Origin of the sequence: Dactylosporangium maewongense, assembly GCF_039531485.1 — a bacterium.
In the GTDB taxonomy this organism is placed as follows: domain Bacteria; phylum Actinomycetota; class Actinomycetes; order Mycobacteriales; family Micromonosporaceae; genus Dactylosporangium; species Dactylosporangium maewongense.
The window spans coordinates 235,738-250,935 of record NZ_BAAAQD010000006.1; the positions used below are offsets into that span (position 1 = coordinate 235,738).

13 protein-coding genes are annotated in these 15,198 nt (G+C 70.7%); 5 read left to right on the top strand and 8 right to left on the bottom strand.

Features of this window, described 5'->3' with window-relative positions; all coding sequences use genetic code 11:
* The first annotated feature begins 16 nt into the window (after positions 1 to 16).
* The 5 genes from tal to ABD332_RS17570 are packed head-to-tail and all read left to right on the top strand — an operon-like array spanning position 17 to position 6,380.
* Entirely contained in the window at positions 17 to 1,126 is a 1,110-nt protein-coding gene (gene tal / locus ABD332_RS17550; protein ID WP_344503002.1) for a transaldolase, read from the top strand.
* 56 nt (positions 1,127 to 1,182) lie between these two features.
* A complete protein-coding gene (locus ABD332_RS17555) occupies positions 1,183 to 2,916 on the top strand; it encodes a glucose-6-phosphate isomerase (RefSeq protein ID WP_344503003.1) in 1,734 nt (577 codons plus the stop codon).
* 5 nt (positions 2,917 to 2,921) lie between these two features.
* The gene (gene zwf, locus ABD332_RS17560; RefSeq protein WP_344503004.1) at positions 2,922 to 4,439 is read left to right on the top strand and encodes a glucose-6-phosphate dehydrogenase; all 1,518 of its coding nucleotides are present in this window, start codon (positions 2,922 to 2,924) and stop codon (positions 4,437 to 4,439) included.
* Positions 4,440 to 4,461: 22 nt separating this feature from the next.
* Positions 4,462 to 5,487: a glucose-6-phosphate dehydrogenase assembly protein OpcA gene (locus tag ABD332_RS17565; RefSeq protein ID WP_344503005.1), complete on the top strand. Its 1,026-nt coding sequence runs from the start codon at positions 4,462 to 4,464 to the stop codon at positions 5,485 to 5,487.
* On the top strand, positions 5,484 to 6,380 hold the full coding sequence (locus ABD332_RS17570) for a 6-phosphogluconolactonase (RefSeq protein WP_344503006.1): 897 nt from the start codon (positions 5,484 to 5,486) through the stop codon (positions 6,378 to 6,380). Before ABD332_RS17565 ends, ABD332_RS17570 begins: the two co-directional genes overlap by 4 nt.
* A gap of 475 nt (positions 6,381 to 6,855) precedes the next feature.
* Here the strand turns inward: ABD332_RS17570 and ABD332_RS17575 are convergent, their stop codons facing one another.
* The 8 genes from ABD332_RS17575 to ABD332_RS17610 all read right to left on the bottom strand — a co-directional run bounded on the left by ABD332_RS17575 (position 6,856) and on the right by ABD332_RS17610 (position 15,196).
* Positions 6,856 to 7,194 (bottom strand): RNA polymerase-binding protein RbpA, encoded by a 339-nt coding sequence (locus tag ABD332_RS17575; protein ID WP_344503007.1) that lies wholly within the window; start codon positions 7,192 to 7,194, stop codon positions 6,856 to 6,858.
* 123 nt (positions 7,195 to 7,317) lie between these two features.
* Positions 7,318 to 7,575 (bottom strand): preprotein translocase subunit SecG, encoded by a 258-nt coding sequence (gene secG, locus ABD332_RS17580; protein WP_344503009.1) that lies wholly within the window; start codon positions 7,573 to 7,575, stop codon positions 7,318 to 7,320.
* 51 nt (positions 7,576 to 7,626) lie between these two features.
* Entirely contained in the window at positions 7,627 to 9,327 is a 1,701-nt protein-coding gene (locus ABD332_RS17585; protein WP_344503010.1) for an ABC transporter substrate-binding protein, read from the bottom strand.
* Positions 9,328 to 9,561: 234 nt separating this feature from the next.
* Positions 9,562 to 10,344 carry a triose-phosphate isomerase gene (tpiA, locus tag ABD332_RS17590; protein WP_344503011.1) on the bottom strand — a complete coding sequence of 261 codons (783 nt, stop codon included), beginning with the start codon at positions 10,342 to 10,344 and terminating at the stop codon, positions 9,562 to 9,564.
* 3 nt (positions 10,345 to 10,347) lie between these two features.
* Positions 10,348 to 11,535, bottom strand: coding sequence for a phosphoglycerate kinase (locus ABD332_RS17595; RefSeq protein WP_344503012.1), 1,188 nt, complete (start codon positions 11,533 to 11,535; stop codon positions 10,348 to 10,350).
* Positions 11,532 to 12,536, bottom strand: a complete 1,005-nt coding sequence (gene gap, locus ABD332_RS17600; RefSeq protein ID WP_344503013.1) for a type I glyceraldehyde-3-phosphate dehydrogenase — start codon at positions 12,534 to 12,536, stop codon at positions 11,532 to 11,534. Before gap ends, ABD332_RS17595 begins: the two co-directional genes overlap by 4 nt.
* A gap of 717 nt (positions 12,537 to 13,253) precedes the next feature.
* Complete coding sequence (gene whiA / locus ABD332_RS17605; protein ID WP_033359740.1) at positions 13,254 to 14,234, bottom strand: DNA-binding protein WhiA; 981 nt, start codon at positions 14,232 to 14,234, stop codon at positions 13,254 to 13,256.
* The gene (locus ABD332_RS17610) at positions 14,225 to 15,196 is read right to left on the bottom strand and encodes a gluconeogenesis factor YvcK family protein (RefSeq protein WP_344503014.1); all 972 of its coding nucleotides are present in this window, start codon (positions 15,194 to 15,196) and stop codon (positions 14,225 to 14,227) included. Before ABD332_RS17610 ends, whiA begins: the two co-directional genes overlap by 10 nt.
* Positions 15,197 to 15,198 lie beyond the last annotated feature (2 nt).

Consider the following 15,198-nt stretch of genomic DNA (forward strand, 5'->3'; position numbering starts at 1 on the left):
TTAGAGGAGCACTGCGATGAGTTCCGATCGGCTGGCCGAGCTCTCCGCCGCAGGTGTGGCGGTCTGGCTCGACGACCTCTCCCGCGCCAGACTGAGCGGCGGCGGCCTCGACAAGCTGCGCCGCGAACAGCACGTCGTGGGAGTCACCACCAACCCCACCATCTTCGCGAAGGCGCTGACCTCCGCCGAGGACTACGCCGACCAGGTCAAGGACCTCGCCCTGCGCGACGCGCAGGTCAACGAGGCGATGCGCGCGCTCATGACGTTTGACGTGCGCTGGGCCTGCGACGTCATGAAGCCCGCCGCCGACGCCAGCAAGGGCATCGACGGCCGGGTGTCGATCGAGGTCGACCCGGGCCTCGCCGCCGACACCGCCCGCACCGTCGCCGAGGCGAAGGCGCTGTGGTGGCTCGTCGACCGCGACAACCTGTTCATCAAGATCCCCGCGACCAAGGAAGGCCTGCCGGCGATCACCGCCGTGCTCGCCGAGGGCATCAGCGTCAACGTGACGCTGATCTTCTCCCTGGAGCGCTACGAGGCGGTCATGAACGCGTTCTTCGTCGGCCTCGAGCAGGCGAAGGCCAACGGTCACGACCTCGCGAAGATCGGCTCGGTCGCGTCGTTCTTCGTGTCGCGCGTCGACACGGAGTACGACAAGCGGCTCGACAAGATCGGCTCCGACGAGGCGAAGGCGCTCAAGGGCAAAGCCGCCATCGCCAACGCGAAGCTCGCCTACAAGAAGTACGAGGAGCTGTTCTCCTCCGAGCGCTGGCAGGCCCTCGCCGACGCGGGCGCACACCCGCAGCGGCCGCTGTGGGCGTCCACCTCGACGAAGAACCCCGAGTACCGCGACGTCATCTACGTCGAGGAGCTCGTCGCGCCCGGCACGGTCAACACCATGCCGGAGGCCGTCATCCACGCGTTCGCCGACCACGGCGAGGTCCGCCTCGACGCGATCACCGGCTCCTACGCGGACGCCCAGCAGGTCATGGACGACCTCGCCGCGATCGGCATCGACTACGACGACGTCGTGCAGGTCCTGGAGCGCGAGGGCGTCGAGAAGTTCTCCGTCTCCGGCAACGAGATGATCGAGACCGTCCGGACGGCCCTCGAAGCGGGCAAGTAGGGCACGCGATTTCAGTAGGCCGGCCATCTGGGCCGGCCGTCTCTTGGGGGGTGCGGGTGCCTGATCTTCTCGACGATGTCACCGCTGCGGCCGGACTCACGGTGTTCGGCGCCGCAGCCGTCGCCGGTGCGATCGACACCCGCGCCCTACCACGCTCCCCGCTCGACTGGTCCCCCGACTACGACGTGGTCCCCAGGGTCACCATGCTCCGCACGGAGCTGCGGGCCCTGAGCCTGGACCGCGTCGTCCTCGCCGGCGACGGGGCGCCGGCCCGCGCCGCCGACGCGATCGCCCGCACGCTCGGCGTGCCGCTGACCGTCCTGACCGGCACCGACCCGCACGGCATCGCCGCCGCCGTCGCCGGCCCGCTGCACCGCACCGTGGTCGTGCTCACCGCGGCGTCGCCGATCTCCGTCTCCCTGGCCGTCGACAGCCACCGCCGGGCGTTCCTGCAGGCGTTCGAGGACCAGGGGATCCACGACCTCGGGCGGCGGTTCGTGTTCGTCACCCGGCCCGGGTCGCCGCTCGCGACGACGGCGCTGGAGATGGGCGCGCAGCTGTTCCTCGCGCAGCCCGGCCCGCTGTCCGCGTACTCCCTGGTGCCGGCGGGTCTGGCCGGCGCCGACATCAACGAGCTCGTCGAGCAGGCGTTCGCCCTGGCCGAGCCGCCCCGCCGCACGTCGGCCGCCGGCTTCTCCCTGCCGTCGGCGGGGTTCTCTCCCCCGTCCGGGTTCACGGTGCCGTCCGGTGCGCCGGAAACGTCGGCGTCCGCCGGGGACGCCGGGTTCGCGCATCCCGCGGTCGCGCTGGGGGCCGCGCTCGCGGCCGCCGTCGCCGCGGGGCGGGACAAGATCGCCCTGGCCGCCGACGGCAGCGGGCTCGTGGGGCTCGGCGAATGGGTCGCCGCGCTGCTCGACGGCGCCGGCGCCCGGGCCGTGCCGGTCGTCCTCGAGACGCCGAGCAGCTGGGGGCACGAGGGACCCGACGTCCTCGGCGTGACCACGGGCGGGCCGCTCGTGCCCGGCGTCATGCCCGGCGGAGGGATCAACCCCGACCTGGCCGTCAACGGGCCGCTCGGGGTGCAGCTGCTCGTCTGGGAGCAGGCCCTCACGATCGCCGGGCTGATCGGCACCGGGCAGGCGGACGCCGAGCCGGGCCGCTCCTCCCCCGCCGGCTTCGGCGCGGCCGGTTCCACACCCGCCGGCGGTTTGGCGCCCGGCGGTGGCGGGCACGGTGGTGATGATCCGTCGTCACACGAAGGGGTGCTGCGGGTGCTCGACACCGGGGTGCCGCCGCAGGTGCCGGCGTTCGTCGAAGGCGCCGTGGAGGTCCACGGAGCCGTGACCGCGACGACGTTGATCGGGGCGATCGACGAGTTCGCACGGTCGGTCCCGCCCGGGGCGGCCCTCACCGTGCTGGCGCACCTCGACCGGACCGCCGACGCCGCCGCGCTGGGGGTGCGGACCGGACTCGCCGGCCGGGTCGACCGGGCCGTCCACCTCGCTTGGGGCGGCGCCGTCCGCTTCGCCCGGGACGACGAGTCCGTCCAGGCCGCGACGGGCGTCGGTGGATCCAGCCGTACATCAGCGACCAACGTCATCCAGATCACCGGCGCCGTCCCGAAGGACCTGCGGGTCCCCGGACGCCCCTACACGTTCGGCGAGCTGCAGGCCGCGGAGGCCGCCGACGACCGGCAGGTCCTGCTGGAGCGGGGCCGGCCGCTGCTGCGACTGCACCTGACCGACCGGAAATCCGGTATCGACCAACTGTTGGCCGCCCTCGGAGGGTGAGTGTGATGACCAATCCCTTGCGGGACCCGCAGGACCGGCGACTGCCTCGGATCCCCGAGCCGTGCGCGCTGGTCATCTTCGGCGTCACCGGTGACCTTGCCCGCAAGAAGCTCATCCCGGCTGTGTACGACCTGGCCAACCGAGGTCTGCTGCCGCCGAGCTTCGCGGTGCTCGGCTTCGCGCGGCGCGACTGGGGCGACGGCGACTTCGAGGACCTCGCCCGCAAGGCCGCGCAGAACGGCGCCCGCACCACGTGGCGGGAGGAGGTGTGGTCGCGCCTCGCCGGCAACATCAAGTTCGTGCCCGGCTCGTTCGAGGACGACGCGGCGTTCGACCACCTGGCGCAGACCCTCGACGACCTGCACGACGAGTCCGGCATCCCCGGCAACGCGGCGTTCTACCTGTCGATCCCGCCGTCGGCGTTCCCGGTCGTGCTCAAGCAGCTCGAGCGCACCGGCATGTCCGACAACGCGAAGTCCGGCGGCTGGCGCCGCGTCGTGGTGGAGAAGCCGTTCGGCTACGACCTGGTGTCGGCGCGGCAGCTCAACGACCTCGTCGACGACGCGTTCACCGCGCAGGACGTGTTCCGCATCGACCACTACCTGGGCAAGGAAACCGTCCAGAACATCCTGGCGCTGCGCTTCGCCAACAACCTGTTCGAGCCGGTGTGGAACTCCAACTACGTCGACTCGGTGCAGATCACGATGGCCGAGGACGTCGGCATCGGCACCCGCGCCGGGTTCTACGACACCGTCGGCACCGCCCGCGACGTCGTACAGAACCACCTGATGCAGCTGCTCGCGCTGGTCGCGATGGAGGAGCCGACGGCGTTCGACGCGACCGCGATCCGCACCGAGAAGCTCAAGGTGCTCAACGCGATCACCGTGCCGACCGACGTGTTCACCAACACGGTCCGCGGGCAGTACCTCACCGGCTGGGTCGCCGGCGAACGCGTCCCCGGCTACCTGGAGGAGAAGGACGTCCCCGCGGAGTCGAAGACGGAGACGTACGTGGCGATCCGCCTCGGCGTCCAGAACCGCCGCTGGGCCGGAGTCCCGTTCTACATCCGCGCCGGCAAGCGCATGCCGCGCCGCGTCACGGAGCTCGCGATCTCGTTCAAGAAGGCGCCCCACCTGCCGTTCCACCAGGCCGACGTGGAGATGCTCGGCCACAACCAGCTGGTCATCCGGGTGCAGCCCGACGAGGGCGTGATGCTGAAGTTCGGCTCGAAGGTGCCCGGCACGACCATGGAGGTCCGCGACATCGCGATGGACTTCCAGTACGGCGAGGCGTTCACCGACGCTTCGCCTGAAGCCTATGAGCGGCTCATCCTCGACGTCCTCGTCGGCGACAAGACCCTGTTCCCCGACTCGGCCGAGGTCGAGGCGAGCTGGAACGTCATCGACCCCCTGGAGGAGGCGTGGAAGGGCTCGACGCCTGAGCCGTACCGCGCCGGCGAGTGGGGGCCGCGAGCAGCCGACGAGATGCTGGCCCGCGAGGGCCGCGCCTGGCGCCGGGCCTAGGTTTCTTCGAAGGGGACTGGTCATGATCGGACTTTGGGACACCACCGGCATCGAGGTCGTGAAGGCCCTGGCGAACGAGCGGCGCAGCGCCGGCGGGCTCACCAGCGGCCTCGCCCTCACCCTCGTGGCCGTCGTCGACGAGCGGCAGGTCCGGGAGGCGGAGGCCGCCGCGACCATCGCCGCGTCCGCGCACCCGTGCCGGCTGCTCATCATCGTGCGCGCCGACGTCACCCAGCAGCGGTCCCGCCTCGACGCGGAGATCGTCGTCGGCGGGCGGCTCGGACCGTGCGAGGCCGTCGTCATGCGCATGCAGGGCCGCCTGGCGCTGCACGCCGAGTCGGTCGTCATGCCGCTGCTCGCCCCGGACGTGCCGGTGGTGACCTGGTGGCAGTGCACGCCACCGGAGCGGATCGCGTACGACCCGCTGGGCGTCGTCGCGGACCGCCGCATCACCGACAGCGCCCAGGCACCCGACCCCGTGGACGCGCTGCGCATCCGCGCCGAGGACTACGTGCCCGGCGACACCGACCTGGCCTGGTCACGGATCACCCCGTGGCGCACGCTGCTCGCCGGCGCCTTCGACGCGACCCGGGTCGGCGTCAGGGCCGTCGAGATCATCGCCCCCGACCTCGACCCCACGGCGCCGCTGCTCGGCGGCTGGCTCGAGGCCCGCCTCGGCGTCCACCCGACCCGCAAGCCCGGCTCCGGCAAGATCATGGAGGCGGTGAACCTGGAACTCGCCGACGGCAGCAGCATGAACCTCATCCGCGACCTGAACGCGGGCATCGCCACCCTCCAGCGCACCGGCCAGCCCGACCGGATCCTGCCGCTGAGCCGGCGCCCGCTCGGCGAGGAGCTGGCCGAGGAGCTGCGCCGCCTCGACCCCGACCAGCCGTACGCGGCCGCGCTCGCCGCCGCCACCGGCAAGCAGCACCTCGACGAGCGCGGGGCGCCGCGGGTGCACATCTGGAAGGACCCGGCGCTCGCCGAGCGCCCGGAGGCCGCTACGCCCTCGTCCCCCTCGTCCCTGGAGTCCGTCGCTTCATGACCGTCGTCATTCACGATGACCCGAAACTGCTGGCCGAGGCGACCGCCGCCCGCCTGATCGTCCGGCTCACGGACGCGCAGGCGGAGCGGGGCGTCGCGTCCCTCGTCCTCACCGGCGGCCGGATCGCCGCGCAGATCTACGCCGCGGTCCTCGCCAGCCCGGCCCGCGACGCCGTCGACTGGTCGCGGGTCGACTTCTGGTGGGGCGACGAGCGGTTCCTGCCGTCCGGCGACCCCGACCGCAACGAGACCCAGGCCAGGGCGGCGCTGCTGGACGGCCTGCCGGTCGACCCGGCCCGCGTCCACCCGATGCCCGCCTCCGACGGCCCGCTCGGCGACGACGCCCCCGCTGCGGCGGCGTCCTACGCCCGCGAACTCGCCGCCTCCGCCGGCGCTTCCGGTGGCGTTGTCGGCGGCGGTGCGGCGGGCCTCGGAGCGGCGGGCGCGGCCGCGGCCGCCGCGGGCGCACCCGGACTCGCGGCGGCCGGTATGGCCGCCGTTGACGCCGCCGCCGTCGGGTCGATCGAGCCTGCCGGGTCCGCTGAGTCGGGTGGCGCCGCCGGGCTGCCGCGGTTCGACGTGGTGCTGCTCGGCGTCGGCGAGGACGGCCACGTGGCGTCGGTGTTCCCCGGCCACCCGGTCATCGACGAGACCGGCACGACCGCCTCGGTGCACGACAGCCCGAAGCCGCCACCGGTACGCGTGACGCTGACCCTCCCGGCCATCAACACCGCCGCCGAGGTCTGGCTGATCGCCGCGGGCGACGGCAAGGCCGACGCGGTCCGCGAGGCCCACACGGCCACACCGGCCGCCCTCCCCGCCGCCCGCGTCCGCGGCGAACACCGGACCCTCTGGCTCCTGGACCGCGCCGCCGCCGCTTCCCTCCCCGCCTGACGCCCGCCTTCCTCATGATCCGGAAGAGTTCTTGCTGCCATAGGCGCAACAAGTCTTCCGGATCACGTGCGTACACCGCCGGCACGACGGCAACGCGGCTCGGCCCGTCGACTCTCGTGATCCGGAAGACTTTGCGTCGCTCCAACAGCACAAACTCTTCCGGATCACAGCGGACAGCACCGCGACTGGGGCGTCCTCCTCATGATCCGGAAGAGTTCTTGTCGCCAAAGGCGCAACAAGTCCTCCGGATCACGGCGTACGCCACCGACACGACGGCAACGCGGCTCGGCCCGTCGACTCTCGTGATCAGGAAGAATTTGTGTCGCCCCAACAGCACAAACTCTTCCGGATCACGGCACACAGCACCGCGACTGGGGCGTCCTGCTCATGATCCGGAAGAGTTCTCGTCGCCATAGGCTCCGGATCATGGCGTACGCCATCGGCACGACGGCAACGTGGCTCGGGCCGGGGTTTGTCAGGCGCGACGCTGGCGGAGGCGGGCCAGGGCCTCGGCCAGGATGGCCTCGCCGTCCTCGTCGGAGCGGCGCTCCTTCACGTAGGCCAGGTGGGTCTTGTACGGCTCGGCGCGCGGTCGCTCCGGCGGCGCCTGCTCGTCCTGGCCGGCGGGAAGCCCGCACCGGGGGCAGTCCCAGGTGGCCGGGGGCGTGATCTCGGCGGCGAAGGCGGGCTCGGTCATGTGACCGTTGGCGCACCAGTAGGTGACGCTGCGACGGGCCGCCTGCTCACCGCGCTCGGCCCAACGCATGGGGCCGGAACCAACTCGGGTCCCGCGGATGGCGTTACCAGCTGCCACGGCTGCTCGCTCCTGTTCGTCGGGGGGGTGCGACGTCGTGCGGAGGCAGGAGTGTGGGCGAAAAACACCTGCGCGCGGCCCGTCAAACGGACCGCGCGCATGAGTCTAGAACGCGGAGCGTGCTCAGGCACCACCGTTTTGAACAATTTTCAGCCAGAGGCCAAGACCAACGATGCAGGCGAACCAGATGATGCCGACCAGCAGCGTGTAGCGGTCGAGGTTCTTCTCGGCGACCGACGAGCCGGCGAGGCTGGACGAGACGCCGCCGCCGAACATGCTCGACAGGCCACCGCCCTTGCCGCGGTGCAGCAGCACGAGCATGGTGAGCAGCACGCTCGTGATGATGAGCAGCACGATCAGGGTGTAGGCGAACGCCGTCATGGCGCGGTCGTCCTCTCGGTGGGCGGAAAGCTACCGCCGAAGCTTACTGGATTACGCGAGGCCCAGGGCACACAGGTCGGGCTGGCCGAACTGCGGGTGGATGAAGCCGCCCCGGACCTTCGTGCCGGACATGCGCAGCGCCTTCATGTAGATGATCGGGATCGCGGCGGCCCTGCTCGCGATCTTCTCGTCGAGCTCGCCCCAGAGGAGGAACTGGCGCTCCGGCACCGACTCCTCCAGCGCCGCCGTGATGTCGTTGTTGATCTCGGCGTCGTTGAGCAGGGCGTAGTTCTGGTTGTTGGTCGCGTTGGCCTTGGTGGGGATGAGACGGCCGTCGAACAGGGGCGGGATGACCGCGGAGCCGTTGGCCCAGTCGGGGATCCAGCCGGCCCAGAGCAGGTCGTTGGTGTTGGCCGGGTTGCCGATGACGTCGAAGTACGTCTCCGGGTCGATGCCGTTGACCTTGAGCTGGATGCCGATCTGCTGGTACGTCTCGACCATCGTCGTGGCCAGGCGGCGGATGTCCTTCTGCTCCGGGATCGCCAGGGTGAGCGTCGCGGCGCACGGCTTGCCCTTGTTCCGCTGGTCGTCCATCAGCTTCAACGCCACGTCCGGCTTGCCCTCGACGTTGGCGGTGCTGTCGTACAGGTCGAAGTCCTTGTGGGCCTTCAGCTGTGGGGCGATCATCGTGTTGGCGTAGTCGCCGAAGACGGAGCCGCCCATCGCCGCGCGAAACTTCCGCTTGTTGAAGGCGAAGACCAGCGCCCGCCGGCAGTCCAGCTCGGGGATGCGCTTGGTGTTGACCGACAGGTACCGGATGCCGCCGTAGCTGCCCTGCACGGCCCGTGCGGACAGGCCGGAGTCGTTGACGACCTGCTGCACGAAGTTCGGCGCGACGTTCTTGTCCAGGTCGATCGTCTCGGCCCAGTCGCCCTCGCTCTGGATCAGGTTCGACGTGACGGTCGGCAGGTCACCGTTCGCCTGGATGATGATCTTGTCCGGGTACGCCTTGCGGACGCTGTCGGTCTTGCGGTCCCAGTACTGGTTGCGGACGTACACGAGCTGCTGGTCGGTGTTCTCCTGCAGCTTGTACGGGCCGTTGGAGAACGGCTTCTTGTCGTACTCGCCCTTGGTGTCCTGCTTGGCCTGGACCGGCGCGAACACCGACATCGCCGCGGTGTAGCCGAAGTCGCCGACCGGCTGGGACAGCGTGAACTTGATGTTGCGGTTGTCGACGCACTGCACGGACTGCAGGCCCTTGCCATTGTTGTTGCCGCCGACGAACGGGCCCGCGTAGCTCTCGGTGCCGGCGAGGTACGTCTTCGGGTACGGCTGGGCGACCGAGAACAGGCTCGAGAAGCTGCGCTCCACGCCGTACTTCACGTCGGCGCAGGTGATCGGGGTGCCGTCCTCCCAGCGGAGCTCATCCCTGAGCTGGAAGTCCCACACACGGTTGCCCTCGCTGGGGCGGCCGGCGTCGGTGGCGAGGTCACCGACGATCTCGCTGGCGGCCTCGCCGGGCTCGGAGCGGAACGTGGTGAGCGTCCGGGTGGTGAGGCGGCTGATGTTGGCCTCGGTCGCGGTCGCGATGCGCTGCGGGTCCAGGTGGGCCGGCATGGCGCTGACGACGACGCGGAGGGTCCCGCCGGTCTTCGGCGGCTGTGGGCGGTTCTCGGCGCCGGCGTCGCTGCAGGCCGCCGTCGCGAGCAGCGACAGGCCGGCCAACGACGCGACGAAACGCTTAGCGAGCATGCTCGGTCCCCACTCGTCATGGTCGGCCCGTTCGTGGCGGGCGGCCCTGGCTGTTGCTCCCGCGTCCGGCGCGGGGCTGCCCGCGCTGTGCGCGAGCGTGTCCGGCAACCCGGTGTCGGGGCTGCGGACCAGGCCACTTTAGGCGGCGTTCATGCCGGGCGGAACCGGGGGTGGGATACAAAACAGCGTCGCGCGGCCCGGATCCGGACCGCGCGACGCTGTGTTCTGAACTGGTTACTTGCCGAGGCGGCAGATGCGGACAAAACCCTCCGCATCGATGCTGGCGCCACCGACGAGCGCGCCGTCGATGTCGGGCTGCTCGATGATCGACGCCACGTTGTCGTGCTTGACCGAGCCACCGTAGAGGATGCGCACCCGGTCGGCGGTGCCGCCGGTGTACTTCTCCGCGAGGCGGGTCCGGATCGCGGCGATGACCTCCTGCGCGTCCTGCGGCGTCGCGACCTTGCCGGTCCCGATCGCCCACACCGGCTCGTACGCCACGACGATCTTCTCGACCTCGTCGGTCTTGATCTTCTCGAGGCCGGCGTCGAGCTGGGCGAGCGTGTAACCGACGTGCTCGCCGGCCTCACGGACCGCCAGGCCCTCGCCGACGCACAGGATCGGGGCGATGCCGTTCGCGAGCGCGGCCTTCACCTTGGCGTTGACGAGCGCGTCGTCCTCGCCGTGGTACTGGCGGCGCTCCGAGTGCCCGACGACCACGTACTGGCAGCCGAGCTTCGCCAGCATCGCGCCGGAGATCTCGCCCGTGTACGCACCCGACGAGTGCTGCGACAGGTCCTGAGCGCCGTAGCCGATGAGCAGCTTGTCGCCGTCGACCAGCGTCTGCACGCTGCGGATGTCGACGAACGGCGGCAGCACGACCACCTCGACGTCGTTGAGCTGCTGCTCGTTGAGGCTGAACGCCAGCTTCTGCACCAGGGCGATGGCCTCGAGGTGGTTGAGGTTCATCTTCCAGTTGCCGGCCATGAGCGGCCGGCGGCCGGTTGCTTCTGCCATCGCTCAGGCCTCCAGTGCCGTGATGCCGGGCAGCGCCTTGCCCTCGAGGAACTCCAGGGACGCGCCACCACCGGTCGAGATGTGGCTGAACCCGTCTTCCGGGATGCCGAGCGCGCGCACGGCCGCGGCCGAGTCACCGCCGCCGACGACGCTGAAGCCGTCGATCTTGGTGATCGCCTCGGCGACGCCCCGCGTGCCGGCCGCGAACGGCGCCAGCTCGAAGACGCCCATCGGCCCGTTCCAGAACACGGTCTTCGCGGACTCGACGGCCTGCGCGAACAGCGTCACCGACTCCGGTCCGATGTCCAGGCCGAGCTCCTCGGCCGGGATCGCGTCCGCGGCGACGACCTGGGTCTTCGCGTCGGCCGCGAACTTGTCCGCCGTCACCACGTCGACCGGCAGCACGATCTTGCCGCCACCACGGGCGAGCAGGTCGGCGCAGGTGGCGACCATCTCGTCCTGCAGCAGGCTCTTGCCGACCTCGTGGCCCTGGGCCTTGAGGAAGGTGAAGCACATGCCGCCGCCGATGAGCAGCTTGTCGACCTTCGGCAGCAGCGCCTCGATCACGGCGAGCTTGTCGGAGACCTTCGAGCCGCCGAGGATGACCACATACGGCCGCTCGGGGTCGCCGGTGAGCTTCGACAGCACGTCCAGCTCGCGCTGCACGAGGCCGCCCGTGTACCGCGGAAGCAGCGCGGCCACGTCGAACACGCTCGCGTGCTTGCGGTGGACCGCACCGAAGGCGTCGTCGACGTACACGTCGGCGAACTCGGCGAGCTGCGCGGCGAAACCGCCCCGCTCCGCCTCGTCCTTGCTGGTCTCACCCTTGTTGAACCGCAGGTTCTCCAGCAGCGCCACGTCACCGTCGCCGAGCCCGGCGACCGCGGCCCGCGCCGACTCCCCCACCGTGTCGGTGGCGAACGCGACCGGCTTGCCCAGCAGCTCGCCGAGCCGGTTCGCGACCGGCTGCAGCGTGTACTTCGGGTCGGGCTCGCCCTTCGGACGGCCCAGGTGCGACACGACGGTGACCCGCGCGCCGGCCTCACGCAGCGCGTTGAGCGTCGGCAGGACCGCCCGGATGCGCCCGTCGTCGGTGATCTTGTCTCCGTCGAGCGGAACGTTCAGGTCGGCGCGCAGGAGCACGCGCCGACCCTTGACGCCCTCGCTCAGGAGGTCGTCGAGCGTCTTCACAGGCCGGTGCCCACCAGCGTGACGAGGTCGACGAGGCGGTTGCTGTAGCCCCACTCGTTGTCGTACCAGCCGACGACCTTGACCTGGTTGCCGATCACCTTGGTGAGGCCGGCGTCGAAGATGCACGAGGCCGGGTCGGTGACGATGTCGCTGGAGACGATCGGGTCCTCGGTGTAGGTCAGGATGCCCTTGAGCGGACCGTCGGCGGCGGCCTTCATGGCGGCGTTGACCTCGTCGACCGTGGTCTCGCGACCCACGGTGACGGTCAGGTCGGTGGCCGAGCCGGTCGGGATCGGCACACGCAGCGCGTAGCCGTCCAACTTGCCCTTGAGCTCGGGCAGGACCAGCGAGACCGCCTTGGCGGCACCGGTCGAGGTCGGCACGATGTTCAGGGCGGCGGCGCGGGCGCGACGCAGGTCCTTGTGCGGGGCGTCCTGCAGGTTCTGGTCCTGCGTGTACGCGTGGATCGTGGTCATGAGGCCACGCTCGATGCCGAACGTGTCGTTGATGACCTTGGCCATCGGCGCGAGGCAGTTCGTGGTGCACGACGCGTTGGAGATGATGGTGTGGTTCGCGGCGTCGTACTTGTCCTCGTTGACGCCCAGGACGACCGTGACGTCCTCGCCCTTGGCCGGCGCCGAGATGATGACCTTCTTCGCGCCCGCGGCGACGTGGACCTTGGCCTTCTCGGCGTCGGTGAAGATGCCGGTCGACTCGATCACGACGTCGGCGCCCAGGTCGGCCCACGGCAGCTTCGACGGGTCGCGCTCGGCGAGCGCCTTGAACGTCTTGCCGTTGACGGTGATCTCGTCGGAGGTCGCCTTCACCTCGTAGGGCAGGCGGCCCAGGATGCTGTCGTACTTGAGCAGGTGCGCCAGCGTCGCGTTGTCAGTGAGGTCATTGACGCCCACAATTTCAATGTCAGCGCCCTTGGCCAGCGCCGCACGGAAGAAGTTGCGGCCGATGCGGCCGAAGCCGTTGATGCCAACCCGGATGGTCACTTCGACACATCTCCTCGCCTCGTCGCGGCCGGCCGTTGCCGATGCCGGTCGCCCGTGAGTGATCATGGCTCGCCCGGTCGTGGTCCTAATCGGTGAGGCCCATGAGCGGGGAGCGGCCGCGTAGAGCGGCATACGGACGGCTTCGTCGCCGAACAGGAAAACCCTATCGCCTGCACAGCACCGAACTCCCGCGGGGGTGTCTGAGCACACAGCCCGATCATGGTTTTCACCCTCCCTCGGCGGGGTGCGGGATCGTCCCGTGCCCCGTGCGTCGACGTTGGGGACATTGTCTCGCCGGGGTACGACAAAAAATGGGCGCGATCAAGGCATCCCGCGGCGGGCGATCCGAAGACCTTGAGTAGCCCCGATGCACGACCTCTTCCGGATCACGGGAACCACCCGCCCCTCGCGATCCGGAAGAGCTCACGCGGCCCAGGCTGCACAAAGTCTTCCGGATCATGAAACGCCCAGGCTCCCGCCAGACCGCACGCATGATCCGGAAGAGTTCGTGTGGCGCTGGGGCACACGGGACTCCGGACAATGTGCACAGCTCAGCCCGCGACACGTCCCACCCCGAGGCGGCCGCGCGGGCTTGTCGCGGCCTCGGCCGGACGAGGCGCGACGAGGCGCGACGAGGCGCGGCGCGACGGGGCGCCCCGGCCGGCGCCGCGTTACACGCGGCCGTGCCCACGACGGACCGGAGTCCGCATGGATGAGCTAACTGACCAGCATCTCCGGCGTGACGGCGGACTCGGTGTCGGGGATTCCGAGGTCGCGGGCGCGCTTGTCGGCGAGGGCGAGCAGACGCCTTATGCGCCCGGCGATCGCGTCCTTCGTGAGCGGCGGGTCAGCGAGCGCGCCGAGCTCCTCCAGGGACGCCTGCCGGTGCTCGAGGCGCAGGGTGCCGGCGCTGAAGAGGTGCTCGGGGGCGTTGTCGGCGAGGATCTCCATCGCGCGCGCGACCCGGGCGGCGGCGGCCACGGCGGCGCGGGCGGAGCGGCGCAGGTTGGCGTCGTCGAAGTTGGCGAGGCGGTTGGCAGTGGCCCTGACCTCGCGGCGGACCCGGCGCTCCTCCCAGGTGAGGACGCTCTGGTGCGCGCCGATGCGGGTGAGCAGCGCGGCGATCGCATCGCCGTCCTTGACCACGACACGGTCGACGCCGCGGACCTCGCGGGCCTTGGCGGTGATCCCGATGCGCCGGGCGGCGCCGACGAGCGCGAGCGCGGCCTCCGGGCCGGGGCAGGTGATCTCCAGGGCGCAGCTGCGGCCCGGCTCGGTCAGCGAGCCGTGCGCCAGGAACGCGCCCCGCCACGCCGCGACGGCGCAGCACATGTTGGCCGACACGACGTGCGGCGGCAGCCCCCGGACCGGCCGTCCACGGACGTCGAGCAGTCCCGTCTGCCGCGCGAGCGCCTCGCCGTCCTTGACCACGCGCACGATGAAGTGGCTGGCCTTCCGCAGGCCGCCGGACGCGAGGACGTGGATCTCGCTCTGGTACCCGTACACCTCCGAAACCTCCCGCCGGAGCCGGCGGGCGGCGGCGTTGGTGTCGAGCTCGGCCTCGACGACCACCCGGCCGGAGACGATGTGCAACCCGCCCGCGAAGCGGAGCAGCGCGGCCATCTCGGCGCGCCGGCAGCAGGGTTTCGCTACATCCACCCTGCTCAGCTCGTCCTTGACCGCAGCGGTCATCGCCATTCTGTCGTCACCTCGCGGGGCTCAATCGAACTGTCGGTGGTGCTGCTCAGCAGTGGTTTCAAGGCTGCGGCCAGCGCGTGCGGGTCGTGCAGCGGTGCTCCGTCAGCGACAGCCATCGGCGCGAGCACCAGACGTGCACCCAGCGATTCTGCCGCACGATGGACCGGTTCGGGGTCGCCTACGGCTTTCCCGTCGGCAAGAACTACATCGACATGTAGCCCAGGTAGGTAACGACGCAGGGCGGCAAGGTGTTCCGGCAAGGTCAGGCCGGCCGTCTCGCTGTCGGGCGCCAGATTGAGCGTGACCAGGCGCTTCGCGGGACTCATGGAGATCGCTGCGGCCAGTTCAGGCACCAGCAGATGCGGGATCACGCTGGTGAACCACGATCCTGGCCCGAACAGCAACCAGTCAGCGTTCTTCGTCGCATGTACGGCCTCCGAGCAGGCCTCCGGTGCGACCGGCACGAGCCGGACCCGGTCGATCCGCTTCGGAGTGACCGCGACGGCATGCTGACCGCGCACCGTCACCACTTCACCACACTCGGACAGGTCCGCCTCGATGTGCAGCGGCTGCCGCGACATGGGCAGCACCCGCCCGTCGCAGCGCAGCATCTGCGCCGCCTGGTCCAGCGCGACGACGGGGTCGCCGGCGAGCTCCATCAGGGCGCACAGGACGAGGTTGCCGACCGGGTGCCCGGCGAGGTCGTCGTTGCCGGTGAACCTGTGCTGGAACACCTCCGCCATCGCCTCCTCGTCGGCGAGCGCGGCGAGCGCCTGGCGCAGGTCCCCGGGCGGCAGGATGTCGCGGGTCGCGCGCAGCCGCCCGCTGGACCCCCCGTCGTCGGCGACCGTGACCACGGCGGTGATGTCCAATGGCGTGTCCAGGTGGATGCGCCGCAGCGCCCGCAGGGACGCGGACAGCCCATGCCCACCACCGAACGCGACGACCCGAACACCGCTCACGC